This window comes from Streptomyces sp. NA02950, assembly GCF_013364155.1.
Lineage (GTDB): Bacteria > Actinomycetota > Actinomycetes > Streptomycetales > Streptomycetaceae > Streptomyces.
In genome coordinates this window covers 8,946,861-8,968,863 of record NZ_CP054916.1, presented here as the reverse complement: position 1 = coordinate 8,968,863, position 22,003 = coordinate 8,946,861, and the positions used below count along the sequence as shown (strand labels likewise).

21 protein-coding genes and 2 pseudogenes are annotated in these 22,003 nt (G+C 73.7%); 10 read left to right on the top strand and 13 right to left on the bottom strand.

All coding sequences use genetic code 11. The annotated features are described in order from the left end of the window. Window positions 1-26 precede the first annotated feature (26 nt). On the top strand, window positions 27-917 hold the full coding sequence (locus HUT19_RS38545) for an acyl-CoA thioesterase II (RefSeq protein WP_176185601.1): 891 nt from the start codon (window positions 27-29) through the stop codon (window positions 915-917). A 40-nt stretch (window positions 918-957) separates the two neighbouring features. On the opposite strand, the gene HUT19_RS38540 is transcribed toward HUT19_RS38545, so the two are convergent. Together HUT19_RS38540 and HUT19_RS38535 are read right to left on the bottom strand one after the other, a co-directional pair. Beyond that, window positions 958-1,890 carry a DUF6397 family protein gene (locus HUT19_RS38540; protein ID WP_176185599.1) on the bottom strand — a complete coding sequence of 311 codons (933 nt, stop codon included), beginning with the start codon at window positions 1,888-1,890 and terminating at the stop codon, window positions 958-960. Between the two features lie 147 nt (window positions 1,891-2,037). After that, window positions 2,038-2,442 (bottom strand): roadblock/LC7 domain-containing protein, encoded by a 405-nt coding sequence (locus HUT19_RS38535; RefSeq protein WP_176185597.1) that lies wholly within the window; start codon window positions 2,440-2,442, stop codon window positions 2,038-2,040. 117 nt (window positions 2,443-2,559) lie between these two features. On the opposite strand from HUT19_RS38535, the gene HUT19_RS38530 reads away from it, so the two are divergent. After that, complete coding sequence (locus HUT19_RS38530) at window positions 2,560-2,988, top strand: PPOX class F420-dependent oxidoreductase (RefSeq protein WP_176185595.1); 429 nt, start codon at window positions 2,560-2,562, stop codon at window positions 2,986-2,988. A gap of 63 nt (window positions 2,989-3,051) precedes the next feature. On the opposite strand, the gene HUT19_RS38525 is transcribed toward HUT19_RS38530, so the two are convergent. After that, on the bottom strand, window positions 3,052-4,242 hold the full coding sequence (locus tag HUT19_RS38525) for a zinc-dependent alcohol dehydrogenase (RefSeq protein ID WP_176185593.1): 1,191 nt from the start codon (window positions 4,240-4,242) through the stop codon (window positions 3,052-3,054). Beyond that, a complete protein-coding gene (locus HUT19_RS38520) occupies window positions 4,230-4,730 on the bottom strand; it encodes a roadblock/LC7 domain-containing protein (protein ID WP_176185591.1) in 501 nt (166 codons plus the stop codon). The genes HUT19_RS38525 and HUT19_RS38520 overlap by 13 nt, the downstream gene beginning before the upstream one ends. A gap of 277 nt (window positions 4,731-5,007) precedes the next feature. Between HUT19_RS38520 and HUT19_RS38515 the strand changes: the two genes are divergently transcribed. Further along, window positions 5,008-5,649, top strand: a complete 642-nt coding sequence (locus HUT19_RS38515) for a class I SAM-dependent methyltransferase (RefSeq protein ID WP_176185589.1) — start codon at window positions 5,008-5,010, stop codon at window positions 5,647-5,649. A 23-nt stretch (window positions 5,650-5,672) separates the two neighbouring features. Here the strand turns inward: HUT19_RS38515 and HUT19_RS38510 are convergent. Beyond that, a pseudogene (locus tag HUT19_RS38510) lies at window positions 5,673-5,890 on the bottom strand (alpha/beta fold hydrolase); the annotation flags it as partial. A 197-nt stretch (window positions 5,891-6,087) separates the two neighbouring features. Here HUT19_RS38510 and HUT19_RS38505 point away from each other — a divergent pair. Next, window positions 6,088-7,662, top strand: coding sequence for a GMC family oxidoreductase (locus HUT19_RS38505; RefSeq protein WP_176185587.1), 1,575 nt, complete (start codon window positions 6,088-6,090; stop codon window positions 7,660-7,662). Between the two features lie 363 nt (window positions 7,663-8,025). Beyond that, complete coding sequence (locus HUT19_RS38500) at window positions 8,026-8,820, top strand: hypothetical protein (protein ID WP_176185585.1); 795 nt, start codon at window positions 8,026-8,028, stop codon at window positions 8,818-8,820. A gap of 125 nt (window positions 8,821-8,945) precedes the next feature. Here HUT19_RS38500 and HUT19_RS38495 read toward each other — a convergent pair whose 3' ends face one another. From HUT19_RS38495 to HUT19_RS38485, 3 genes are read right to left on the bottom strand one after another with little or no spacing between them, the layout of a single operon-like run. Beyond that, a complete protein-coding gene (locus tag HUT19_RS38495) occupies window positions 8,946-9,137 on the bottom strand; it encodes a hypothetical protein (protein ID WP_176185583.1) in 192 nt (63 codons plus the stop codon). After that, complete coding sequence (locus tag HUT19_RS38490) at window positions 9,115-9,345, bottom strand: hypothetical protein (protein ID WP_176185581.1); 231 nt, start codon at window positions 9,343-9,345, stop codon at window positions 9,115-9,117. Before HUT19_RS38490 ends, HUT19_RS38495 begins: the two co-directional genes overlap by 23 nt. Further along, complete coding sequence (locus tag HUT19_RS38485) at window positions 9,327-9,656, bottom strand: hypothetical protein (RefSeq protein ID WP_176185579.1); 330 nt, start codon at window positions 9,654-9,656, stop codon at window positions 9,327-9,329. Before HUT19_RS38485 ends, HUT19_RS38490 begins: the two co-directional genes overlap by 19 nt. 176 nt (window positions 9,657-9,832) lie before the next feature. Here HUT19_RS38485 and HUT19_RS38480 point away from each other — a divergent pair, with 176 nt between their 5' ends. Then, window positions 9,833-10,222 (top strand): hypothetical protein, encoded by a 390-nt coding sequence (locus tag HUT19_RS38480; protein ID WP_254886020.1) that lies wholly within the window; start codon window positions 9,833-9,835, stop codon window positions 10,220-10,222. 231 nt (window positions 10,223-10,453) lie between these two features. On the opposite strand, the gene HUT19_RS38475 is transcribed toward HUT19_RS38480, so the two are convergent. Continuing rightward, window positions 10,454-10,636 carry a hypothetical protein gene (locus HUT19_RS38475; RefSeq protein WP_176185577.1) on the bottom strand — a complete coding sequence of 61 codons (183 nt, stop codon included), beginning with the start codon at window positions 10,634-10,636 and terminating at the stop codon, window positions 10,454-10,456. 164 nt (window positions 10,637-10,800) lie between these two features. On the opposite strand from HUT19_RS38475, the gene HUT19_RS38470 reads away from it, so the two are divergent. Next, a complete protein-coding gene (locus HUT19_RS38470) occupies window positions 10,801-13,809 on the top strand; it encodes a DEAD/DEAH box helicase (RefSeq protein ID WP_176185575.1) in 3,009 nt (1,002 codons plus the stop codon). A 14-nt stretch (window positions 13,810-13,823) separates the two neighbouring features. Then, on the top strand, window positions 13,824-15,143 hold the full coding sequence (locus tag HUT19_RS38465; RefSeq protein ID WP_254886019.1) for an SWF or SNF family helicase: 1,320 nt from the start codon (window positions 13,824-13,826) through the stop codon (window positions 15,141-15,143). Between the two features lie 443 nt (window positions 15,144-15,586). On the opposite strand, the gene xylA is transcribed toward HUT19_RS38465, so the two are convergent. Next, window positions 15,587-16,759, bottom strand: a complete 1,173-nt coding sequence (gene xylA, locus HUT19_RS38460; protein WP_176185571.1) for a xylose isomerase — start codon at window positions 16,757-16,759, stop codon at window positions 15,587-15,589. Window positions 16,760-16,907: 148 nt separating this feature from the next. Here xylA and xylB point away from each other — a divergent pair, with 148 nt between their 5' ends. Both xylB and HUT19_RS38450 read left to right on the top strand, forming a co-directional pair. After that, on the top strand, window positions 16,908-18,362 hold the full coding sequence (gene xylB, locus HUT19_RS38455; protein ID WP_176185569.1) for a xylulokinase: 1,455 nt from the start codon (window positions 16,908-16,910) through the stop codon (window positions 18,360-18,362). A gap of 27 nt (window positions 18,363-18,389) precedes the next feature. Beyond that, a complete protein-coding gene (locus HUT19_RS38450; protein ID WP_254886018.1) occupies window positions 18,390-19,613 on the top strand; it encodes an ROK family transcriptional regulator in 1,224 nt (407 codons plus the stop codon). Here the strand turns inward: HUT19_RS38450 and HUT19_RS38445 are convergent. The 3 genes and pseudogenes from HUT19_RS38445 to HUT19_RS38435 all read right to left on the bottom strand — a co-directional run bounded on the left by HUT19_RS38445 (window position 19,600) and on the right by HUT19_RS38435 (window position 21,772). After that, window positions 19,600-20,358 carry a GNAT family N-acetyltransferase gene (locus HUT19_RS38445; protein WP_176185567.1) on the bottom strand — a complete coding sequence of 253 codons (759 nt, stop codon included), beginning with the start codon at window positions 20,356-20,358 and terminating at the stop codon, window positions 19,600-19,602. The two genes, HUT19_RS38450 and HUT19_RS38445, sit on opposite strands and share 14 nt — an antisense overlap. After that, window positions 20,355-20,842, bottom strand: a pseudogene (locus HUT19_RS38440) (N-acetyltransferase family protein). Before HUT19_RS38440 ends, HUT19_RS38445 begins: the two are co-directional and overlap by 4 nt. Window positions 20,843-20,908: 66 nt before the next feature. Then, complete coding sequence (locus tag HUT19_RS38435) at window positions 20,909-21,772, bottom strand: phosphatidylinositol-specific phospholipase C/glycerophosphodiester phosphodiesterase family protein (RefSeq protein WP_176185565.1); 864 nt, start codon at window positions 21,770-21,772, stop codon at window positions 20,909-20,911. Window positions 21,773-22,003 lie beyond the last annotated feature (231 nt).

Below are 22,003 nucleotides of genomic sequence, written 5' to 3'. Positions count from 1 at the left end.
GCCCCCTCAGCGAAGGAACACCGCCGATGACCAATCCCGCCGAGCGTCTGGTGGATCTGCTCGATCTGGAACGGATCGAGCAGAACATCTTCCGCGGTCTGAGCCCCGATGAGTCGCTCCAGCGCGTCTTCGGCGGCCAGGTGGCCGGACAGGCGCTGGTGGCCGCCGGGCGGACGACCGACGGGCAGCGCCCGGTGCACTCGCTGCACGCGTACTTCCTGCGCCCGGGGCGGCCTGGCGTGCCCATCGTGTACCAGGTGGAGCGCGTCCGGGACGGACGTTCCTTCACCACCCGCCGGGTCGTCGCCGTGCAGCAGGGTCGGACGATCTTCAATCTGACGGCCTCCTTCCACCGTCCGGAGCCGGGCATCGAGCAGCAGCTGCCGATGCCCGAGGTGCCTGAGCCGGAGAGCCTGCCGAAACTCGCCGACGAGATCCGCGCCCATCTGGGGGCCCTCCCCGAGGCGCTCGCGCGGATGGAGCGCCGTCAGCCCTTCGACATCCGCTATGTCGAGCGGCTGCGCTGGACGGACGACGAGCTCAAGGGCGCGGAGCCGCGCAGCGGCGTCTGGATGCGGGCGGTCGGCCCGCTCGGGGACGATCCGCTGGTGCACACCTGCGCGCTCACCTACGCGAGCGACATGATGCTGCTGGACGCGGTGCGGGTGCCGGTCGAACCGCTGTGGGGCCGGCGGGGCTTCGACATGGCCTCGCTGGATCACGCCATGTGGTTCCACCGGCCGTTCCGCACCGATGAGTGGTTCCTCTACGACCAGGAGTCCCCCGTGGCCACCGGGGGCCGGGGGCTGGCGCGCGGCCGGATCTACAACCGCCAGGGGCAGTTGCTGGTCTCGGTGGTGCAAGAGGGGCTCTTCCGCCCGCTGACACCCGGCGCGGGAGCCTCACAGAGCAGCTGAGGGCAACGGCACGGATCGTGAGGGCGCTTCCGGCCATGGCTCAGCGCCTGCCGGTCAGCCTGCGCCACAGCCCCCGCGGACGGTCCGGGGACCGGTGACGGCCTCCCCGGTGCGGGGTCTCCTCCGCCTCCGGGCACGGTGCGGGCCGTAACGCGCGGGCGTTTCTCAGGGCTTCGGTGAGCGCGGCCCCGTAGCGCAGGATCTCCCGCGGGTCGTCCGCCGTCACCGTCCTGTCGATCACCTCGCGCACCGGACCGCTGTCGGGACGGACCCGGACCAGGGCGGGCCTCAGCTCCCGCAGCTGACTCCGCTCGTACGGATCGCCGACGACGGAGGCGAGGTCGTCCGGCCCGAGCGCCGAGGCGAGGACCGCGGCCCGGGCCCAGGGCTCCTCGGTCCGGGTGAGCAGCTGCCCGATCCGGCGGCTGCGCCAGGTCTCGGCGCGCCGGTCCTCCCCCGCGGCCAGCGCCGCGCTCAGTCCCGGCGGGGTGCGGCCGGACAGCAGCTCCGGCTGCCGTGCCCCCAACTCGGTCAGATCCGCCGCCAGATAGAGCCACACCACCGCCCGATAGCGGTTGACATAGAAGCGGACCGGGGCGAAGAAACCGCCGCGCGCCAGCCGGGTGAGCCGCCCCGGGCTGATGTCCAACAGCTCGGCCCCGTCCGCGGTGCCGACCACCCGGAGCCGGGCGGCCAGCGCCTCCGGGAAGCCCTCGGCGGTGGTCAGCCGCACCAGCTCCGCGCGCGCCACCCGCGGACCCGCGTCGGTGGTGAGAGTGCGCACCTCTCCCAACTGAACGGCGAGCTCGAACTCGCGCGGCTTGAGCCCCAGTGCACGGGCCGCCGCACCGAACGCGACGCCCTCCCCCGCCCGGGCCGGGCGGGGCTCCTCCCCCGACGAGCCGGGCTCCGGTCCGGGCGGAGCCCATGGTCCCTGACGCTCCTTCAGCCCCGCATGCATCTGCACAGTCATCGCGCTGTCCTCCCCCGCGACCCATCAATCACTGACAGTGACGACGATAGCCGCGTGGCGCGGCGGTGCGTCAGGGCTGTGGATAACTTTCGCGGGGCGCGGGTCAGCGCCTCACGAGCACCTGCGGAAGGCCTGTGCCGGGCCGGGTCAGCTGGGCGCGCCGCTCTCCTGCCTCGCCTCCACACCCAGGTGCTCTCCCACTCGGTTCACCAGCAGCGTCATCTCGTAGGCGACCTGGCCCACATCGGCCTCCGGCCCGGTGAGCACGCACAGGCAGCTGCCGTCACCAGCCGCCGTGACGAAGAGGACCCCCTCGTCGAATTCGACCATCGTCTGCCGCACCCGGCCGGTCCGGAAGTGCAGACCGGAGCCCTTGGCCAGGCTGTGCAGCCCCGAGGCGACCGCCGCCAGGTGCTCGGCGTCCTGGCGCTCGAGCGTGGAGCTCGCCCCCGTCACCAGCCCGTCGTTCGACAGCACCAGAGCGTGCTGTATCTGTGCGATCCGCTCGGTCAGGTCGTCCAGTAACCAGTCGAGTCCCTTGTTGAGTGCCATGTCATTTCCTCCCCGATTCCCCAGAGCTGCGTGCCAGCCTTTCTCACTGCCGCCGTCTGGGCAACCCGCCCTGTCCGCCATCGCGGGGATGTGGACCGTTTGACGCAGGATGGAGACATGGCACAGAAAATGACCAAGGATCAGTGGCAGACGTTCGTCTCCGAGGGCACCCGCACCGGCAAGCTCTCGACCGTACGGGCCGACGGAAGCCCGCACATCGCGCCCGTCTGGTTCCTCCTCGACGGCGACGACCTCGTCTTCAACACGGGCCAGGACACGGTCAAGGGGCGTAACCTGGCCCGGGACGGCCGGGTCAGTCTCTGCGTGGACGACGATCGGCCGCCGTTCTCGTTCGTCACCGTACAGGGCCGCGCCGAGCTCATCGACGACGTGCCGCAGGTCCGTGACTGGGCGACGCGGATCGCCGCGCGGTACATGGGCGAGGACCGCGCCGAGGAGTACGGCGCACGCAACGGCGTACCGGGCGAATTGCTGGTCAGGGTGCGCATCGAGAAAGTCGTCGGGTTGGCTGACATCGCCGACTAGCCACCAGCTGGCGACATTCGACCGAAATCCTTCGCTTCGCGGCGGGCTGTTGTCCACCCACCTCTACGGTCGCATCAGGACTTTGATCGCTCCGTCCTCCTTGTGCTGGAACAACTCATAGGCACGGGGAGCCTCGTCCAGCGGCATGCGGTGGGTGGCGAACCCGTCGACGTCCAGCGGGTCCTCGTCCGTCAGCAGCGGCAGGATGTGATCGACCCAGCGCCGTACGTTCGCCTGCCCCATCCTCAGCTGGATCTGTTTGTCGAACATCGTCATCAGCGGCAATGGATCGGCCATACCGCCGTACACCCCGGTGAGGGAGATGGTGCCGCCGCGCCGTACCAGCGCGATGGCGAGGCGCAGCGCCGCCAGCCGGTCGACCCCGGCCTTCGCCGTGAGCCGGGCGGCCCAGTCCCGGGGGAGGAGGCCCGCGGCCCGCTGGGCCGTCCGGCCGAGCGGGCTGCCGTGGGCCTCGGCGCCCACGGCGTCGATGACGGCGTCCGGTCCACGGCCGTCGGTGAGGGAGACGACGGCCTCGACGAGATCTTCCTGGCGGTCGAAGTCATGGAGGTCAAAGACCTCCACCCCGTCGGCGCGCGCCCGCCGCAGCCGCTCGGGCACCAGGTCCACCCCGATGACCCGGCCGGCTCCCTGGAGCGTCGCGACCCGGCAGGCCATACCGCCGATGGGGCCGAGTCCGAGGACGGCCAGCGTGCCGTCCTGCGGAATGGCCGCGTACTCCACCGCCTGCCATGCCGTGGGCAGGACGTCGGAGAGGTACAGGAAGCGGTCGTCCGGCGGTCCTTCCGGCACCTTGATCGGTCCGTAGTGGGCCTGGGGCACCCGCAGATACTCCGCCTGGCCGCCCGGGACCGCGCCGTAGAGCCTGCTGAAGCCGAAGATCTCCGCGCCCATGCCGTGTTCGACGACCTGGGTGGTCTCGCACTGCGTCGGCAACTCCGAGCGGCACATCCAGCAGTTTCCGCAGGCGATCTGGAAGGGCACCACGACGCGGTCGCCGGGGCTGAGGTTCGTCACCTCCGGGCCGGTCTCCTCCACGATGCCCATCGGTTCGTGGCCGAGGATGTCGCCGGGGGTCATGAAGGGCGTCAGCACCTCGTAGAGGTGGAGGTCGGACCCGCACAGCCCGGTGGTGGTGATCCGGACGATCGCGTCCGTGGGCTCCTTGATGATGGGGTCGGGGACCGTCTCCACGCTCACCTCACGCCGGCCCTGCCAGGTCACCGCTCGCATCGCCGTGTCCCTTCGCCGTGGTTCTCGGCAGCCCCGTCCGGGTACCCCGGGGGGGGCCGGCCGAAGCGGCGCCGGGGCCACGATCCGCGCCGCCCGTGCGGGAACGCGTCCATACGCTCCACCAGCCGGGCCGTCTCGGCGACCACCGCGGCCGGGGCGGCTCCGGCGGCGCCCAGGACGGCCAGACACCCGCCGTCCCCGGTCGCCGCGACGCAGAGGTGGCCCGCTGCCGTCTCGATCACCGTCGGACGGGCCCGGCCGGCGCGGGAGCGGCGCCCGGCGCTCCTGGCGAGGCTGTGGAACCCGGAGGCAACGGCCGCCAGGTGTTCGGCGTCGGGGCGGGAGAGTCCCCGGGACGCGCTCACCGTGGTCCCGTCGCCGGAGAGGATCACCACGTGGCGTACGCCGCGGCCGCGGTCCACCAGATCGTCCAGCACCCGGTCGAGATCGGTCAGGGAGCGAGCGTCGGCACCACGATGCTTGGTCATGAGCGGTCTCCCTCGGTCCGCGCCCACCGCACCGGGCGGCGCTCCGGCTGTCCCTTGGGCCAGGTGTCCCCCTTGGGGCAGGGACGCTAGACCCGGTCGGGGCGCACGATGGGGGCGGGTTACGGAACTGCCGGATATTGACAGGGACAGATGCCAGTGCGATCGATCTATGCCCGAATGTGTACGTCAACGGAGGCCGGCCATGGCTTCCGCTTCACGGAGAGTGGTGCACCGGGAGTGGTCCTTCCACGGTGACCGGCCGACAGCGAGGAGTGATATGCCCCAGGACGAGTACAAGCAGCACCGCCACCACGGCCCCGGTGCGGGCAGCACGGCCGAGGTACGTGAGTTCTTCACACCCCGGGCCGCGGGCTGGGACAGCCGATTCCCGGACGACGGACCCGCCTACGTGGCCGCCGTCGCCGAGCTGGGGCCGCGCACCGGGGACGCGGTGCTCGACGCGGGCTGCGGCACCGGCCGGGCGCTGCCCGCCCTGCGCGCCGCCGTCGGTCCGCGGGGCACCGTTCTGGGAGCCGATCTCACCCCCGCCATGCTGGAAGCCGCCGTCCACGCGGGGCGGGACGGCGCGGCGGTGCTGATCCTCGGCGACGTCACCCGGCTGCCCCTCCGAGACAACAGCCTCGACGCGGTGTTCGCCGCCGGGCTGATCTCCCATCTCGGCGAACCCGGCCCCGGGCTGCGCGAACTGGCCCGGGTGGTACGCCCCGGCGGACGGCTCGCGCTGTTCCACCCGGTCGGCCGGGCCGCGCTCGCCGCCCGTCACGGCCGTCACCTCACCCCAGGCGATCTGCGGGACGAGCCCAATCTGCGGCCGCTGCTGGCCCGCTCCGGCTGGCACCTGGAGTCGTACACGGACGAGGACACCCGCTTTCTGGCGCTGTCGGTACGTCAGGACTGAGTGCAGGGCCGAGTCACGACCTCGAGCCGCATCGTCGCCCGCCACAACGGGCCGACCCGCTCGAGCGTCTCCTCGAAGCCGCCGCCCCGTACGGACGCCTCCTCCGTGTACGAGGCGATCTTGCTGGTGCCCGCCGTACGCGGCGGATCCGGATCGAGACTGGCCTCGGTGAGCACCAGACGGGAGACCAGTTCGGGCGGCGTGCCGCGAGCACGGTGGCGACCGCCCCGCCCATGCTGTGCCGGGCCTTGGGACTGGTAGGCCACGACAGCGAAGGGCAACTTCACAGCTGCGCTCACGATGGCGACCGTCTGAGGCACGCACCCATATGTCAAGGGCGGTCCTCCGGCCAAGCTCCCGGCAACCGCGAACGCTCCTGGCGGTCCTCGACCAGACTGGTCGGTCAGGCATCAGAGGCACGCGCCGAAAGGACGTTGGATGTACGACTACATCATCGTGGGGGCGGGATCTGCCGGCTGCGTGCTTGCCGCCCGTCTCAGTGAGGATCGGGACGTGCGGGTCTTGCTGGTGGAGGCCGGCCCGGTCGACGACGCGCGGGAGATCCACGTCCCGGTGGCGTTCGCGAAGCTGTTTCGCACCAAGTATGACTGGGACTACCTGACCGAGCCCGAGCCGGGTCTCGAGGACCGCCGCTGCTACCTGCCCCGCGGCCGGATGCTCGGCGGCTCCTCCTCGATGAACGCCATGATTTACATCCGCGGCAACCGCCGGGACTACGACGCCTGGGCCGCGGCCGGGGCCCAGGGCTGGAGCTGGGACGACGTCCTGCCGTACTTCCTGCGCGCCGAGGATCACCACGCCGGTGCCTCCGCCTGGCACGGTGCGGGCGGGCCGCTCCCGGTCAATCCGGGGCGTTCGCGCAGCCTGCTGGTCGACGCCTTCCTCGCTGCGGCCCAGCAGGCGGGGCACCGGTTCAACCCCGACTTCAACGGCCCGGAACAGGATGGCGTCGGGTACTACGAGCTTACCCAGCGCAACGGCTTGCGGTGCAGCGCGGCCGCCGCCTACCTGCATCCCGTCCTGGATCGGCCGAACCTGCGGGTGCTCACCGCGGCCCAGTGCACCAGGATCCTCTTCGACGGGGGCCGGGCCGCCGGCGTCGAAGTGGACCGCGGCGGCGTCATGGAAGAACTGCGGTGCGAGGGCGAGGTCATCGTGTCGGCGGGGGCCTACAACTCGCCCCAGCTGCTGATGCTTTCGGGGATCGGCATCGCGGACGAGCTGGCGGCCCATGGCATCACGCCCCGGGTGGACCTTCCGGTGGGCGAGAACCTCCAGGACCATCCGCACCTGCCCGTCATCCATCTGACCGACACCGAGTCCCTGTTCACCGCGGAGACCCCCGAGAACGTGCGGCTGCTGGAGTCCGAGGGCCGCGGCCCGCTGACTTCGAACGTCGGCGAGGGCGGCGGATTCTTCCGCACCACCGACGGCCTCGACGCCCCGGACGTGCAGATCCATGCCGTGCCCACGATGTTCCACGAGGAAGGCCTGGGCGCGGCCACCGACCACGGCTTCCACATCGGCGCGGTGCTGCTCGCGCCTACCAGCCGCGGCAAGGTCGCGCTGCGCTCGGCCCTGCCCAGCGCGAAGCCGCGCATCGTCCACCATTACCTGGCCACCGGGGAGGACCGGGCGACGGCGGTACGCGCGCTGCGGCTGGTGCGCGATATCGTCGGCCGCCCTGCCTTGCGGGCGCACCACCGGGCGGACTTCCTGGTGCCGGCCGACGACAGCGGTGCCGGCCTTCTCGCGCACGCGCGGTGTGTCCTGCACACCCTGTACCACCCCACGAGCACCTGTGCGATCGGCCCGGTGGTGGACCACGAGCTGCGTGTGCACGGCGTGACGGGGCTTCGGGTGGCCGACGCCTCGGTGATGCCCACTGTGGTCCGGGGGAACACCAACGCGCCGACGATCATGATCGCGGAGCGGGCGGCGGATCTGATCCGCGGTGCGTCGGCCGCGGCGGCTGCCGCAGGGACCCGGTAACGGTGCACCACGCGGCGCTGAGCAGAAGATGATCCACCCTGACAGGGCCGCACCAGCCACCGCGGTGACACAGTGCAGCGCAACCCACACCACGTATGACCGCATTCTCCTCAGCTGCGGGAAACGAGCCCGCTGGGCAGGGTGCGACAACAGGCGCAGGGCGACCGACTGGCAGCATCAGCCCACCACCTCCCTCGCCACCTCGGGCCGAACCGACCTGGCTGCGGCGCACCCTGGAGACCCTGCGCGCCGATTCCGGCGACTGACCTGGTCGCAGCCGTCTCGACGCCGTGGCTACTGGCTGGTTAGGGTGCGCCGACGACGGATCGCCCATCGGATCCGGGAGCTCAAGAGGAGGCTGCCGTGCCCGCCACGGAGGAGTCAGGCGACGACGCGCTGTATGTGCTGACCGCGGTACTGCTGACACCCGCTCAATTCCCGAGCGTGCTCGGCGACGACTACCCCGAGGTGTGCGCCGCCCTCGGTCTGGAGCCCTACGACGTCGGTTACGGCCTGGTGCTGGGGCAGGACGGCCGCGGGGCGCGCTGGACGGTGGTCACCGACGACGTCTCGCTCGTGGCCTGCGCCATCGCGACGTGGGACTGCGGTATGGAGTACGACCTGTCCCTCAACGAACGCACCGTGGTCGCCTCCCTTCCCGGCTGGCCGCTCGCGGTGGCCGTGGCCGCCCCCGGCGTTCCCGCACCGCACGACCCCGAGCCCGACCCGAAGCTCGGGCACACCGCCAGGCCGCCGCTCGCACCGCCGGACTCCGAGCGGTGGGGGCCGGCGCAGCGGCGGCTCGGCGCGGACGAGATCGCCCTCCAGTGGGCGATCTGGCGTGAACAGGTGGACAGCGACGTCACCTTCGTCGCCCCCGGCGAGAAGCCGCACACAGGGGTGCGAAGGGTGCTCGAAGAGGTGCGCGGCTATCTGCACACGCCCCCGCCGCTGGGCCGGGTACGCTCCGCGTTCGCCGCCGGTGACGCGCGGACCCTGCGGGCCGACGGGCCGGGCTGGAGCATGGTGGCTCGCACCGACGACATCGCCTTCGTCCTGCTGGACGACGAACCGGGCGAGGTGCTTCCGGTGGGGCGCGGCCCCGAACTCCCGGGGCTGCTGACGGCGCTGGACGAACTGGCCGTACGCCCCCACTGAGCCCGGGGGCGCGGGGCGGGCGTGCGCCCGTCCCGCGCCATGGCGCGCACGACGCGGCGTGGCCCCGGGCGGATGGGCGCTGAGGCGGGCGCGTGCCGGGAGCAGACGCGCGCCGGGGCGGACGGTCACCAACCATCCCCGGGGTCGACGAGCAGGGCCTGTTCGGCCGTGTCCGGGTCGTCGTACCGGCGCAGCGCGTCGAGCTCGGCCCGCCAGACGTCCGCCCAGCCGCTCTGCCTTCCGATCACGCGCACCAGCGTGAGGGCGGTGAGTCCGGCCGCCCCGCCGCCGTGCTCACGCAGTTGTGCGGACGACACTGAGGGTCGCTTCGCGCACCGCGAGGTTGTCGTGGCTCAGAAAGGTCTCACGGCCGGTCAGCCGGTCGGGGCGCTCCTCGACCAGCGCCAGATAGCGTTCCCAGCGGGCCGGGGAGGCGTCGCCCGCGTGCAGCCCGGCGCAGGCGACGGCGAAGGCGGCGTCGGACGCCTCGCGCCGCAGTCCCGCGGTCAGGAGCCCGTCCACCACGGTGTTAGCCGGTCGGCGACGCCGGGTTCGCCGATGCGGGCGAGCAGTCCGCGGGCGAGGACGGCGCGGACGTCATGGTGCCGCCCCGGTTCGTCCCAGGCGGCGAGCAGGGCGGCGAATGCCGTCTCACCGGGCAGTTCCACCCGTGCGCGGGCGGCCTGCTTACGGCTGCCGACCGGGGTGTCCCTCGCACGCGCGACGGGTGCGAGGGTGGCGACGGCCGCACGATCGGGCACGGATGCCAGCACCCGGCGCACCGCGCCCATGGCGGCCCGGCCGCGCACCCCACCGGTGCCCGCGTGGTGGAGCAACAGGGGCAGTACGGGGCCGAGGGGGGCGGAGACGAACGGCTGCGCGCGCGGTTTTGACGCCTGACGGGAATCCGTTGGGCTCTGGCAATCTCGCCACTTCTGGGGTGGATACGACGTCCTGGCGTCGGGCCGGCGCTTCCGGCCGGGTAGCCCGATGGCGGTGGAGGATTGACGAGATGCTTGCCCAGTTCGTGTCGTTCGACGGGTTCGATCCGATGGATGTCATCGCGCCGTCCGCCGCGACCGCCGCGACCGCCTCCGCGACAGCTGTGCCGCGGCCGGAGCACGGTGTCCCGCACACCCCACTGTGGCCATCCGACGCCGACAGCCCGTACGGCTCCCCCTGCGAGCTCGATCGCCTGCCGGTCAGCGCGGCCACACGGACCGAGCTGGAGACGTTGTGCGAGTGGGACCAGTCGTCGATCGACTGGGACTACCCACCGGATCCGTCCCCGTGGCCCGAAGAGGAGTGGCGAGCGTTCAGAGAACGGGCGCACGCCGCACTGGCGGCTCTGCGCCGTGAGGTGGGCGATGGCTGGACGGTCGAGGACCGAAGCCGGTTGTGACTCCGGGCTCGGGGATCCGGGGACCCCGGGTGGATCGCGGTCTTCGTCATGACCCGGCCGGTACGGCGGTGCGTATCCGCGCTGCCGTACCGGCCGCGGCCATCCCTCTCCCCCGCCTGGCCGGGTCCCGCGTGGGGGCTCCGGGCGGCCCGCGATCGGTGCTGCACGGTCACTCCCACGTGCGTGCCGCCGTGGGCCCCGGGCCCGGCCAGCGGTCCTGGGCGGCCGGGGTCAGCGGCCGAGCTCCTTACGGGAGACCCGGCGCAGCCTGCGGCGCTGGGAGGGATCCAGCAGCAGATAGGCCGCGGCGGGCACGCCGACGAGCACCAGCAGGGCCGCCCAGAAGGGCAGCAGCCACATCAGGATCACACCTGCCGCCACACCTCCGGCGGCGACCTTCGCGCGCGTGGACATCTCACCCGCCTCCTCTTCGGCTCCGAGCCGCGTTCCTCACGGCCCTGAGCCGCGTTCACTCCTCACAACGCACACCGGCGGTCTCCGGTTCCTCATTCCTCCCGCAGTCCTGTACCCTCGGCCGCCCCGACCCGCTAGTCAAATTTGAGGAATAAATCAGCGCTGTGACACCACCCCGCGCGGCGACGCCCTCCGAGATCGCCGAACTCTGCCGTTCCACCACGGTCTTCCTGCCCGCCGACCCGGCACGCACCGGACGGGTCGCCTTCTGGTGTCCGGGCGGGCCGCCCCCGTCCGGCCCCGGCTCCGTCGAGGAGCTGACCGTCGTCGTTCCCGAGGTCCCGCACGGCCCGCATGACCCGGACGACCGCGCGGACGGCGGTCCCGACGACGGCCGTGCCGTCCGCACCCGTACCGTCCCGGCGCTCGTACTGCCCCTGAGCGCCGCGCTACCGGTGCTCACCCGCGCCCGCGCACGGGCCGCCGCCCGCTCGGCGGACAGTGCGGCCGACACCGACCCCACGGCGGCCTTCTGGGGCGCCGCCGCCGTGCTCGCCCTCCAACTCGCCGCCCGCGGACGGCTGCTGCCCGGCCTCACCGCCGCCGACCACGACGCCTGGCGCGTCGGCCCGCTCACCCCCGAAGATCTGGACCGGCTGCGCGAGCTGGCCGCCGCCATGCCGCCCGCCGCGCACGCGCTGCCGCTGCCCGGCACCGACCCCGTTCTGCTGCCCGAGCCCGAGCGGCATCTGCGCGCCTTCCTCGACGCGGTGGCGGACGGGCTGCCGCGCTCCCCCGCCGCGTCCCTGGCCGCGGGCGGCCCCGCGTTCGCCGCCGCCGCGCCACCGGTGCGTCTGCCCCAACAGCGTGCCTGGGCGGCCGATGTGGCCGCCGGGCACGACGCCGGAGTCCGGCTTTCGCTCCGTATCGAGGTGCTGCACGGCGACATCCAGCCCGCGGACGACGATCACAGCCGTGCGGACGACCACAGCCAGGCGGACGACCACGACCAGGCGGCCGGACCGGACTTCCGCGCCGTTCTCCAGCTGCACAGCCTCACCGACCCGGCCCTCGTCGCGGACGCCGCCGACATCTGGGCGGGCACCTCCTCCGTCGGCGCGGCACTGGGCCCGCGCGCCCGGATGGACGCGCTGCTCACCCTGCGGCGCGCGGCCCGCGCCTGGCCCCCGCTCACCCCACTGCTGTCGGCCGCCGTGCCCGATGCGATCGACCTCGCCGACGAGGAGGTCACCGAGCTGCTCGGCTCGGCGGCGGAGGCGCTGGACGCCGCCGGAGTCCAGGTGCACTGGCCCAAGGAGCTGGTGCGCGGGCTCACCGCCCGCGCCGTCATCGGACCCGACGAGGACGGTGACGCCGAGGGCGACCACGGCCCCCGGACGCCGTCCTTCCTCTCCGCCGACGCGCTGCTCCGCTTCAGCTGGCGGTTCGCCATCGGCGGCCAGGACCTCACCCGCGAGGAGCTGGAGCGGCTCGCCGAGGCCAGTCGACCGGTGGTGCGGCTGCGCGACCAATGGGTCGTCCTGGACCCGGAGTCGGCGCGCCGCGCCCGGGATCGCACGGACCGCAAGCTCACCCCCGTCGACGCGCTCGACGCCGTCCTCACCGGACGTACGGAGGCCGACGGCACCGTCGTCGACGTCCAGCCCACCGGCTGGCTCGCGGCGCTGCGCGACCGGCTCGCCGACCCCGAGGGGACCGCCCACCCCGGGCAGCCGTCCGTCGCCCATCCCGCGGCGCTCGCCGCCACCCTGCGCGACTACCAGCTGCGCGGGCTGGACTGGCTGGCCCGGATGACCTCGCTCGGCCTCGGCGGCTGTCTCGCCGACGACATGGGCCTCGGCAAGACCGTCACGTTGATCGCGCTGCATCTGCACCGCCAGGGCGTCCCCGAGGCCGCCGGGCCCACCCTCGTGGTGTGCCCCACCTCCCTGATGGGCAACTGGCGGCGCGAGATCGAGAAGTTCGCGCCGGGCACCCCGGTGCGCCTCCATCACGGCACCGCCCGCAGCCTGGACCATCTCGGCGACGGGGAGTTCGTCCTCACCACCTACGGAACGATGCGGCTCGACGCCCGGCGCCTGGCCGAGGCCGGACCCTGGGGCATGGTGGTCGCGGACGAGGCCCAGCACGTCAAGAACCCGTTCTCGGCGACCGCCAAGCAGCTGCGCACCATCGGGGCGAAGGCCCGCGTCGCACTGTCCGGAACACCCATCGAGAACAACCTGTCCGAGCTGTGGGCGATTCTCGACTGGACCACCCCCGGGGTGCTGGGCACCCACGGCGCCTTCCGCAGGCGCTACGCCCAGGCGGTCGAGAGCGGCAGCGATCCGTCCGCCGCCGCGCGGCTGGCGAAACTCGTCCGGCCCTTCCTGCTGCGGCGCCGCAAGTCCGACCCGGGCATCGCCCCCGAACTGCCGCCGAAGACCGAGACCGACCGCGCCGTGGCGCTCACCGCGGAACAGGCCGGGCTCTACGAGGCGGTGGTGCGCGAAATCCTCGCCGAGATCTCCGGTACCGACGGCCTCGTCCGCCGCGGGCTGATCGTCAAGCTGCTCACCGGCCTGAAGCAGATCTGCAACCACCCCGCCCAGTATCTGAAGGAGGAGCGCCCCACCGTCCCCGGCCGGTCCGGAAAGCTGGAGCTGCTGGACGAACTGCTGGACACCATCCTCGCCGAGGGCGCGAGCGTGCTGGTGTTCACGCAGTACGTCCAGATGGCCCGCATCCTCGAAACACACCTGGCCGCCCGCGGGGTGGCGACCCAGCTGCTGCACGGGGGCACCCCGGTGGCACGGCGCGAGGAGATGGTGGGGCGCTTCCAGGACGGTGAAGTGCCGGTGTTCCTGCTGTCGTTGAAGGCCGCGGGCACCGGGCTGAACCTCACCCGGGCCGAACATGTCGTGCACTACGACCGCTGGTGGAACCCGGCCGTCGAGGCGCAGGCCACCGACCGCGCCTACCGCATCGGGCAGACCCAGCCGGTGCAGGTCCACCGCATCATCGCCGAGGGCACGGTGGAGGACCGCATCGCCGCGCTGCTCGAGCGCAAGCGAGAGCTGGCGGACGCGGTGCTCGGCACCGGCGACGCCGCGCTGACCGAACTGACCGACGCCGAGCTGGCGGAGCTCGTGGAGCTGAGGGGGACCGAGTGATGAGCCATGAAGCCATGAGCCATGACCGGAACGCCGGTGCCGTCCCGCGCCCGGAGCGGGTCTTCGACGCGCTGCCGCCCGCCCGCGGCCGCGGTTTCGCCCGGACCTGGTGGGGCCAGGCGTGGCTGAAGGCCCTGGAGGACACGGCGCTCGACGGCGAGCAGCTCAGAAGCGGGCGCAAGCACGCCCGCGAGGGCGCGGTCGGCGCGGTGTCCGTCCGTCCGGGCCGGATCACCGCGGTGGTGCGGGACCGGGACCGTACGCCCTACCGCTCCGACGTCCTGCTCCAGGAGCTGAGCGAGGACGCGTGGGACCGGCTGCTGGAGGTGGTCGCGGACCGCTCGGGCCATATCGCCGCACTGCTGGACCGCGATATGCCCCCGCAGCTCGTCGAGGACGCGGCCGCCGCGGGTGTCGAGCTGCTGCCGGGGATCGGCGATCTGGAACCGGAGTGCGCGTGCGAGGCGTGGGACCACTGCCCGCACACCGCCGCGCTCTGCTACCAACTGGCCCGGCTGCTGGACGAGGACCCGTTCGTGCTGCTGCTGATGCGCGGGCGTGGGGAACGGGAACTGCTGGACGAACTCCAGGTGCGCAGCGTGGCGCGGGCCGCCCGGCAGGCGTCGGGCGAGTACGCCACGGCGGGGCCGGAGCCGGTACCCGCCCCGGCGGGCGTCCCGGCCCGGGAGGCATTCGCCGCGCCCGGCCCTGTCGCGCTGCCCGTGCCCCCGCCGCCGGTGACCTCACCGGGCCGGCCACCGGCGCTGGCCGGTGGCGCGGAACCGGCACCGGGGCTGGATGTGGCGGCGCTGGAGTTCCTCGCCGCGGACGCGGCCGTACGCGCCCAGCGGCTGTTGGCCGAGGTGCTGTCCCCCGGCCACGCGACCGCACCGGTCACCCCGGCGGTCCCGGACACGCTCACGGTGTGGCAGGACACGGTGCGGCTGTCGGCGGCCGGGCCTCCGGAGGAGGTCGCGGGGCGGCTCGCGGCGGGCTGCGGCCGCGAACGCGCCGAACTGGCGCGCGCGGTCAGGGCGTGGGGGCACGGCGGACCCGCCGCCCTCGCCGTCCTGGAGGAGGAGTGGACCCCGGACGCGGAGGCGCTGGCCCGTGCCCGCGCCCGCCTCTCCGCCGCGTGGGAGGACGGCGAGCGGGCGCCGCGGCTGCGGATGGCGGGCAACCGGTGGACGGTGGTGGGGTCCGACACCCAGGTGCGCCTGGGGCACGACGGCCGCTGGTGGCCGTACCGCAAGGAGCGGGGCCGCTGGTGGCCGGCCGGGTCCGCCGCCGACGACCCGGCGGCGGCCCTGGCGGCCTTGGAGTCGTCCGGCTGAGGACGCGGCACCCGGCCGACCCCGGGTGGTGGCCCTCGTCCGGGGGCCACCACCCGGGGCACGCGGTTCCGCCGTGTGCCGGAAACCACCGGGTGGTCGGCGTCCCGCCGGTGACGCGCCGTGCCGCGGGTGGCAGCCGCCCGGCACCGGCAGCCGGTCGGTGCGCCGCCCCGGGGGACGCCTCGCGCACCGGCCACGCCCCGACAGCCCGAGGCCAAGGCCAGGCGCGGGCGCGTACGGCCGCCCTGCCGCACGCGGCGGCAGACGCCGCACACCGCGATACCCCTCGCGTCCCCTCGGCTCAGCCAGGCGGGCCGGGCAGCGGTCCCGTGGCCGGGAGCACCACGCCCGTCCCGCGGGTCGACCAGCGGCCCGTCGGTGCGCTGTCCCACGGGCCGCGGTCGTATCCCGGCCGCCCGGCCGCTACGGGCCGCAGGAGCCCCTCAGCCGCGTGCCCCCAACAGGTGGTCCATGGCCAGCTGGTCGAGGCGTTCGAAGGCCATACCACGTGAGGCGGCCGCCTCGAGGTCGAACTCCTCGAAGGCGGAACGGTCCGTGAGCAGGGCTGCCGGGGTCTCGCCCGCGTCGAGGGTGGGCCGGGACAGCTGGTCCAGGCGGGAGGCGCGCAGCGCCTGCTGGACCTCGGGGTCGGCGCGGAAGGCCGCGGCCCGCTCCTTCAGGATCAGGTAGTTCCGCATGCACCCGGCGGCGGAGGCCCAGACGCCCTCGATGTCCTCGGTGCGCGGCGGCTTGAAGTCGAAGTGGCGCGGGCCCCGGTATCCGGCCGTCTCCAGGAGGTCGACGAGCCAGAAGGCCGCCCGCAGATCGCCCGCGCCGAAGCGCAGGTCCTGGTCGTACTTGATGCCCGACTGGCCGTTGAGGTCGATGTGGAAGAGCTTGTCCGCCCACAGGGCCTGGGCGATGCCGTGCGGGAAGTTCAGCCCGGCCATCTGCTCGTGGCCGACCTCCGGGTTCACCCCGAACAGCCCCGGCCGCTCCAGCCTCTCGATGAAGGCCAGGGCGTGGCCGACGGTCGGCAGCAGGATGTCGCCGCGCGGCTCGTTCGGCTTGGGCTCGATGGCGAAACGCAGATCGTAGCCCTGCTCGGTGACATACGCGCCGAGCAGGTCGAACGCCTCCTTCATCCGGTCCAGCGCGGCGCGTACGTCCTTGGCGGCGCCGGACTCCGCGCCCTCGCGCCCGCCCCAGGCAACATAGGTCGTGGCGCCCAGCTCGACGGCGAGGTCGATGTTGCGGAAAGTCTTGCGCAGGGCGTACCGGCGTACGTCCCGATCGTTGGCGGTGAAGGCGCCGTCCTTGAAGACCGGATGGGTGAAGAGGTTGGTGGTGGCCATGGGCACGGTCATACCGGTGGCCTCCAGGGCCTGCCGGAAGCGTTTGACGCGGGCTTCGCGCTCGGCCTCCGGCGCGCCGTGGGGGATCAGGTCGTCGTCGTGGAACGTGACGCCCCAGGCGCCGAGTTCGGCGAGCCGGGTCACCGCCCCAACGGGGTCGAGCACCGGGCGGGTGGCGTCGCCGAACGGGTCCCGGCCCTGCCAGCCGACGGTCCAGAGGCCGAAGGTGAACCTGTCCTCGGGGGTGGGGATGTAGCTCATCGCGGCTCCCTCGCCTATTTCGTCATGGCGCTTTACAAATTAGTATGCGCAAGCATTCCGGGGAAGCCCCGACAGCCGCACACCGCACCCCCTCACACACCACACACCCATAAGCCCCGCACACCTGGGACGCAAGGGAGGGCCCGAGATGGCAGCAGCCGTGCCCGTGCCGGAAGGACCGCTGGTCGTCGGCGTGGACAGCTCCACGCAGTCGACCAAGGCACTGGTCGTCGACTCCGCGACGGGGCGGGTCGTCGCACGCGGACAGGCCCCGCACACCGTCACCGGCGGCACCGACGGCACCGGCAAGGAGTCCGTGCCGGAGCAGTGGTGGGAGGCGCTGGCCGAAGCGCTGCGCCAGTGCGGGGCCCCCGCCCACGAGGCGGCCGCGGTCTCCGTCGGCGGCCAGCAGCACGGTCTGGTCACCCTGGACGCCTCCGGCCGTTCGGTGCGGCCCGCGCTGCTGTGGAACGACGTGCGCTCGGCCCCGCAGCGCGACCGGCTGGTGGCGGAGCTGGGCGGTCCGAAGGCGTGGGCGGAGCGGATCGGCAGTGTGCCCGCGCCCGCGTTCACCGTCACCAAGTGGGCCTGGCTCAGGGAGAACGAACCGGAGGCGGCGCGTGCCACCGCGGCCGTACGCCTCCCCCACGACTACCTCACCGAGCGGCTGACCGGTCACGGCGCGACCGACCGCGGGGATGCCTCGGGCACCGGCTGGTGGGCGTCGGCGACCGAGGCGTACGACGAGGACATTCTCGAGCGGGCGGGGCTGTCGCCGGAGCTGCTGCCGCGGGTACTGCGCCACGGCGAGGCCGCCGGGACCGTACGGGACCTCCCGGACCTCTCCCTCCCCAGCGGCGCCCTGGTGGCCACCGGCACGGGCGACAACATGGCCGCCGCCCTCGGACTCGGGCTGCGCCCGGGGCAGCCGGTGCTGAGCCTGGGGACTTCCGGCACCGTGTACGCGGTCTCGGCGCACCGGCCCGCCGACCCCACCGGGGTGGTCGCGGGGTTCGCCGACGCCCGTGACGCCTGGCTGCCGCTCGCCTGCACCCTCAACTGCACACTGGCGGTGGACCGGATCGCGGCGCTGCTCGGCCGGGAGCGGGAGGCGGTGGAGCCGGGCGGCTCGGCCGTACTGCTCCCCTTCCTGGACGGCGAGCGCACCCCGCATCTGCCGCGGGCGTCCGGTCTGCTGCACGGGCTGCGCCATGACACGACGCCCGGCCAGGTGCTCCAAGCCGCCTATGACGGCGCCGTGTTCGCCCTGCTCACCGCGCTGGACCGGGTGCTGTACGGCGAGAACTCGTCCGATGCGCCGCTGCTGCTCATCGGCGGCGGCGCCAAGGGCACGGCATGGCGGGAGACGGTGCGGAGGCTGAGCGGCCGTCCCGTGCAGGTGCCGCGCGCCCAGGAGTTGGTCGCCCTCGGCGCCGCGGCCCAGGCCGCCGGGCTGCTGCTGGGGGAGGACCCGGCGGCGGTGGCCCGGCGCTGGGCGACGGCACAGGGGCCGTCCTACGATGCGGTGCCGCGCGACGAAGCGACGCTGGAGCGTGTCGCGGGGGTGCTGTCCGACGCCGACGGTCTGCTCCACCGGACCTGACGCACCACGAGAGAGGAGACCACGACGGTGGCACCGCCACTGCCCCACACCCAACAGGCGATGCGCCGGCGCAATCTGTCCCTCGTCCTGCACACCGTGGCCGCGCGGGGCCCGCTGTCCCGCGCGGCCGTCGCCGGTGAGGTCGGGCTGACCCGGGCCGCGGTCTCGACCCTCGTCGACGAGCTGATCAGGGACGGGCAGCTGGTCGAACTGGGCCCCTCCTGGCCCGGTACGGTCGGCCGCCCCGGCAGCGCGCTCCAGCTGAACGAGCGCGGTCCGGCCGGACTCGGCGCGGAGATCGGGGTGGACCGGCTGGCGGTCTGCGCGGTGGACCTGCGCGGGCGGATACGGGCCCGGACGGAGATCGCCGCGGCGAACCGGGACCGCGCCCCGGAACCCGTCCTCGGCCAACTGGCCGACCTGGTACGGCAGGTGGCAGCCGACGCGGAGGGCGCGGGGCTGCGGCCGGTGGGGCTGACCGTGGCGGTGCCCGGTCTGGTGGCCCGTGAGTCGTCCCTCGTCGTCCGCGCCCCCAACCTCGGCTGGGAGGGCGTGGACATCGGCCCGGGACTCCGCGCCGAGCTGCCCGGCCTCCCCCTGACCGTCGGCAACGAGGCCAACGTGGGCGCGCTCGCCGAGCTGTGGCGCGGCGGCCACGACCCGGTGCCCCGTGACTTCGTCCATGTCTCGGCCGAGATCGGCATCGGTGCCGCGGTGGTGCTCGACGGACAACTGCTCCGCGGCACACACGGTTTCGCGGGCGAGCTGGGCCATGTGCCGGTACGCCCCGAGGGGCCCGAGTGCCCGTGCGGCGGACGCGGCTGTCTGGAGCGTTACGCGGGCGAGGAGGCGGTGCTGCGGGCGAGCGGCCTCTCCCCCGAGCAGGCCGACGCCGAACATCCCGGCCCCGGCGGCCGGATCGCCCTGCTGGCGGTGCGGGCCGCCGCGGGCGACCGCCGGGTGCGTCGCGCGCTGCGCGAGGCGGGCGCGGCCCTCGGTATCGCGCTCGCGGGCACGGTGAACCTGCTGGACCCGCAGAAGGTGGTGCTCGGCGGGGCGCTGACCCCGCTGGCGCCCTGGCTGCTGCCCGCCCTCGAAAAGGAACTGGGGCGGCGGGTGGCGGACCCGGCCCGGCCCGGCCGGGAGATGGTCACCGTCTCCCTCCTGGGCGCGGAGGGCCCGCTGCTCGGTGCCGCCCACTCCGTCGTCCAGGCGGTCCTCGACGATCCCTCGGCGTTCAAGGCCCCGTGATGTGCTCCGGGCCGGTGAGCCGCGGGCCCAGGATGCGGTGCAGCCGGTGGGCGGCCGGGCGGAAGCCCCGGTGCGGCCAGAAGACGGAGGCCAGCGGATTGGCCGCCCGCCAGTCAGTGGCGCAGACGGTGAACCCCCGCCGTGCCGCGTCCGTCAGTGCCCATCGGGTCAGAAGGGTTCCGACCCCGGAGCCGCGGGCGTGCGGGGCGGTGGCGGCCAGCAGCAGTTCCAGCGATCCTTGGGGCTTGAGGAGCGAGGACTCTCCCGCCGGGACCGGGCGCATGACGATGAAGCCGTCGACACCTCCGCTTCCCTCGGCGACCCAGTACGCGACCTCCGGGTCGCTCAGCAGCTCCGGATGGCCGGAGCGCAGGACGTCCCACATCGGCTGGTCGGCGAAGGCGAAGACGGGCGGGGCCGTGTGGGCGGCGTTGACGAGGCCGCGCGGCGGCTCGAGGGCGTCGATGTCCGAGGGGTCCGCGCGACGGACACCGCTCGGCGGCCGGTCCGGGCCAGCAGACAGCCCGCCACCGCACCGCCGCGGAGGGCGACCGCACCGCGCGCCGTCGTCCCGGGCCCGGCGCAGGAGGGACACACACGCCGCGCGGGTGGTGTGGCGCCCGTCGAGGGCCGGTTCCCGCCGCCGGGCGCGACGGTGCCGGGCGGCGAGCAGTGCGGCGGCCGCGTCGAGCCGCTCGGGGCCGAACGGTTCGACGGCCGGGCCCGGTGGTCCGGCGGCGCTCACAGGTACCGGTGCATGATGTGCAGCCCGACACGTCCCTTCGTCGGATGCTCGAACGCCTCCGGGACGGTGCCCACCACCTCGAAGCCCAGCGAACGCCACAGCGAGACCGCCTGGGTGTTGCTCTCCACGACGGCGTTGAACTGCATGCCCCGGTAGCCCTCGGCCCGCGCCCACTCCAGGACGTGTTCGCCCAGGGCTCGTCCGATGCCGCGCCCGGCGTGCTCGGGCGCCACCATGAAGCTGGCGTTCGCGATATGCGAACCGGGGCCCATGTGGTTGGGGTTCATCGTGGCCGTGCCGAGCACGGTGCCGTCCGGGTCGGTGGCGACGACGGTACGGCTGGGGGTTCGAGCATCCAGAGGTCGCGGGCCCGGTCCTCGTCGAGGTCGCGCGGATAGGTGTAGGTCTCTCCCTCGGCGACGACGCGGTGCAGAATGGGCCAGATCGCCGGCCAGTCCTCGGGGGTGGCGGTCCTGATGAGCATGGGGCCAGCATGAGCGGAAAGACGGCGGGCCGCGAGTGGTTTCCCGGCCCGCCGTCACCGCTGCGGTCAGGAGGCACGGCGCAGGAAGTCCTCCAGGCCCGCGAGATCGTCGGTGTTGAGGTAGTCGACGTCGGCGGCCAGCAGTTCGCGCCACAGCGCGTCGCGCTCCGGCCCCGCCGCGTCGGGCGTGGCCCAGAAGCGCACCCGCTGGCCGGCGCGGTGCGCGGCGCCGGCGATCTGCCGCAGCTTCTCCCGCTCCGCCGGTGGCATGGCGCCCGCGCCCTGCCAGGTGAAGGTCTTGTTCCAGTCGGCGCTGACGAGCGGGATGAAGGAGGCGGGCACCCCGGTACCGAGGTCCTCCAGACGTCCGTCGTAGAAGGCGTGTCGCACCTTCTCGGCCTCCATGGGGGCGCGTGCGCCGCGGTCGCCGGAGATGACGGCGGTCACCGGGCCGCGGCGCACCCGGCCGCCGACCCCGCCATAGGCGGCGCTGAACATCGGGCCGTAGCGGCGCAGCCGGTGGGCGAGTGCGCGGTAGGTGGCCTCGCCCGGGGTCTTGAGGTCGATCAGGAGCTGGAGGGAGAGGTCGTAACCGCGGTAGACGCGGCCTCCATTGGCCTTCACCCGCCGGGCCAGCGGGTCGAGGTAGAGCGCTTCGAGGGTCCGGGCGGGGTCCAGGTCGGTGGCGTCGTGGGCGACCAGCAGCGCGCCGTCCACCAGCCAGATGTCGGCCTCGACGCTGCCGAAGCCGTGGGAGAGCGCGTCGGTGAGCGGGCGGGGGTGCTCGTAGTCGTTGTGCGCGTGGGCTCTGGCCAGCGGCGGTGCGGGCCTGCGGGTGGCCGTCGTACCGGCGAAGGCGGGGGTGGCCACACCGCCCGCCACGGCGGCTCCGAGGGTGACGACAAAGGCGCGGCGCGTACGGCGTTCCATGGGGCCTCCCGGCTCTCGTCCCGGCGTGGTGCTCGGATGTGCGCGGTGAACGCCAGTGAGTATCGGGGGACCGTGGCCCCAAAGGGCAGAGCCGCGCGAAGAGTTCGGCGGGCGGACTCCGGCCATTTCCCCGCCGTTCCCGCGTCACCCGGGGCCCCGGGGTGCGCTGCCCGCCGGCGGACGCCGGAGGGCGGATCCGGTGGGTTGCCCCACGGAACCGGAGTATTTACC

What these genes read in the sequence shown, in the direction of transcription:
- HUT19_RS38545 (WP_176185601.1), top strand. Translation starts at nt 27, where the DNA reads ATGACCAATCCCGCCGAGCGTCTGGTGGATCTGCTCGATCTGGAACGG.
- HUT19_RS38540 (WP_176185599.1), bottom strand. Translation starts at nt 1,890, where the DNA reads ATGACTGTGCAGATGCATGCGGGGCTGAAGGAGCGTCAGGGACCATGG.
- HUT19_RS38535 (WP_176185597.1), bottom strand. Translation starts at nt 2,442, where the DNA reads ATGGCACTCAACAAGGGACTCGACTGGTTACTGGACGACCTGACCGAG.
- HUT19_RS38530 (WP_176185595.1), top strand. Translation starts at nt 2,560, where the DNA reads ATGGCACAGAAAATGACCAAGGATCAGTGGCAGACGTTCGTCTCCGAG.
- HUT19_RS38525 (WP_176185593.1), bottom strand. Translation starts at nt 4,242, where the DNA reads ATGCGAGCGGTGACCTGGCAGGGCCGGCGTGAGGTGAGCGTGGAGACG.
- HUT19_RS38520 (WP_176185591.1), bottom strand. Translation starts at nt 4,730, where the DNA reads ATGACCAAGCATCGTGGTGCCGACGCTCGCTCCCTGACCGATCTCGAC.
- HUT19_RS38515 (WP_176185589.1), top strand. Translation starts at nt 5,008, where the DNA reads ATGCCCCAGGACGAGTACAAGCAGCACCGCCACCACGGCCCCGGTGCG.
- HUT19_RS38505 (WP_176185587.1), top strand. Translation starts at nt 6,088, where the DNA reads ATGTACGACTACATCATCGTGGGGGCGGGATCTGCCGGCTGCGTGCTT.
- HUT19_RS38480 (WP_254886020.1), top strand. Translation starts at nt 9,833, where the DNA reads ATGCTTGCCCAGTTCGTGTCGTTCGACGGGTTCGATCCGATGGATGTC.
- HUT19_RS38475 (WP_176185577.1), bottom strand. Translation starts at nt 10,636, where the DNA reads ATGTCCACGCGCGCGAAGGTCGCCGCCGGAGGTGTGGCGGCAGGTGTG.
- HUT19_RS38465 (WP_254886019.1), top strand. Translation starts at nt 13,824, where the DNA reads ATGAGCCATGACCGGAACGCCGGTGCCGTCCCGCGCCCGGAGCGGGTC.
- xylA (WP_176185571.1), bottom strand. Translation starts at nt 16,759, where the DNA reads ATGAGCTACATCCCCACCCCCGAGGACAGGTTCACCTTCGGCCTCTGG.
- xylB (WP_176185569.1), top strand. Translation starts at nt 16,908, where the DNA reads ATGGCAGCAGCCGTGCCCGTGCCGGAAGGACCGCTGGTCGTCGGCGTG.
- HUT19_RS38435 (WP_176185565.1), bottom strand. Translation starts at nt 21,772, where the DNA reads ATGGAACGCCGTACGCGCCGCGCCTTTGTCGTCACCCTCGGAGCCGCC.